Genomic DNA, 1,625 nt, shown 5'->3' on the forward strand with positions numbered 1-1,625 from the left:
CCCTTGATGCGGTGCTTGATACGGGCCAGGCCGTCGATGAAGTAGGCGACGGTGGAGCCGGTGCCGACCCCGACGATCATGCCGTCTTCGACGTATTCCAGGGCTTTTTCGGCAGCCAGGCGCTTGGCTTCGGACATGGCGGGAAACTCTTGAGGGAAAAGGGGATCAGTGTTTTTCCAGCGACAGCAGCAGCTTCCACTGCGCTGCGGTCACCGGCAGGATCGAGAGACGGTTGCCGCGCGCGGTCAGCGGGAAACCTTCACCCAGCGCATCGGCATGCAGCTTGATCTCGTCCAGTGAAATGGTGTCGCGCAGTTTGCGCTCGAAGGCCACGTCCACCAGCATCCAGCGCGGTTCTTCGCGGGTGGCCTTGGGGTCGTAGTAGTCGGATTTCGGGTTGAACTGGGTATCGTCCGGGTAGGCCTCGCTGGCCACGGTGGCGATCCCCACGATGCCCGGCACCTTGGTGTTGGAGTGGTAGAACAGCACCCCATCGCCGACCTTCATGCCGTCGCGCATGAAGTTGCGCGCCTGGTAGTTGCGCACGCCATTCCAGGGCTCACGGCCCACGCGCTGCAGATCATCGATGGAAAAGGCGTCCGGTTCGGACTTCATCAGCCAGTAGCGCTTGCGTGCGGTCATCCGTCTATCTGTCTATCGCGGGAGGTACCGGCCATCGGCCGGCACGGGAACAAGGGTGGTCGCTTCGGTGCAGATCGCATCCACCGCGACGTCCCAGGGCTGCACCGGCAGGTCATCGACCTGCTGGACCGAGAAGCCGACCCCGACCAGCCACGGCGGGGCCGGGCGCTGGTGGCGGAATGCGAAGCTGCGATCATACCAGCCGCCTCCCATCCCAAGGCGGCGGCCCAGCGCATCGAAGCCGACCAGTGGGGCGACCACCAGCGCCATCTGCTCCGGGGCCAGCGTGGCCTCGGGCGCGAGATCGGGTTCGGGAATGCCGTAGCGGTTGCTGGTCAGTGGCTGGCCGGGGCGCCAGGGCGCAAACCGCAGGGTGTCGCCGGCCAGGATCGGCAGGCAGTACTGCAGCGCTGGCGGCAACTGCATCTGCCAGCGGTGCAGCGCGATCTCGCCATCTATCGCCCAGTAGCCGGCAACGAAGCCYTGGGTGGGTGCGAACGGAAGCTGGAGCAGGCCTTCGGCCAGTTGCTCGGCCGCGGCCAGGCGCTGCGCGGCGGGGATGTCTCGGCGGCGTTGGCGCAACTGCTGGCGCAGTGCGGAGCGCGGGTCGGTCATGCCTGGGTCCGGGGCGTGGTGCGGGCGCGGATAAAACAAGAGCGACGTCCCGAAGGGGCGTCGCTCTTGCAGGAAGACTGCATTCTCCGCGGTGACGATGCGTGCGAAACGACCTTGAACCCGGGGTTCAAGTGGGTACGCTGGGACTCCTTCGGGCTTCCCGCTACAAGGCGGACTTGCACTCCCGGCGCCGTCGCGCACCCGTGGTCGTAATTAAGGGACAAGGCGAATGTTTGCACACGCCGTCGTTCACAGCAGAGAACGCGTCGCCATTATAGCCAAGCACGCGCCGGGCGATAGGCCGTTCGTCGGTCCGATTGCAGGGGAATTCAGATCGATGACGACGATGCGATGGTCGCGTGCAATGA

The 1,625-nt window shown here is 65.5% G+C and carries 2 protein-coding genes, 1 other RNA gene and 1 pseudogene; all 4 read right to left on the reverse strand.

Annotated features, from left to right (window positions below; translation table 11 throughout):
• Window positions 1-137 (reverse strand): annotated as a pseudogene (locus ACXJKH_RS20180) (ribose-5-phosphate isomerase RpiA); the annotation flags it as partial.
• A 28-nt stretch (window positions 138-165) separates the two neighbouring features.
• The gene (locus ACXJKH_RS20185; RefSeq protein ID WP_137190237.1) at window positions 166-642 is read right to left on the reverse strand and encodes an EVE domain-containing protein; all 477 of its coding nucleotides are present in this window, start codon (window positions 640-642) and stop codon (window positions 166-168) included.
• A gap of 12 nt (window positions 643-654) precedes the next feature.
• Complete coding sequence (locus ACXJKH_RS20190; RefSeq protein WP_457322028.1) at window positions 655-1,257, reverse strand: 5-formyltetrahydrofolate cyclo-ligase; 603 nt, start codon at window positions 1,255-1,257, stop codon at window positions 655-657.
• 79 nt (window positions 1,258-1,336) lie between these two features.
• Window positions 1,337-1,521: non-coding RNA, 6S RNA (ssrS, locus tag ACXJKH_RS20195), on the reverse strand.
• Between the last annotated feature and the right edge of the window lie 104 nt (window positions 1,522-1,625).

This window comes from Stenotrophomonas sp. P5_B8 (assembly GCF_054049855.1).

Excerpts from the sequence above, each read along its gene's own strand:
- ACXJKH_RS20185 (WP_137190237.1), bottom strand. The coding sequence starts at position 642 with ATGACCGCACGCAAGCGCTACTGGCTGATGAAGTCCGAACCGGACGCC.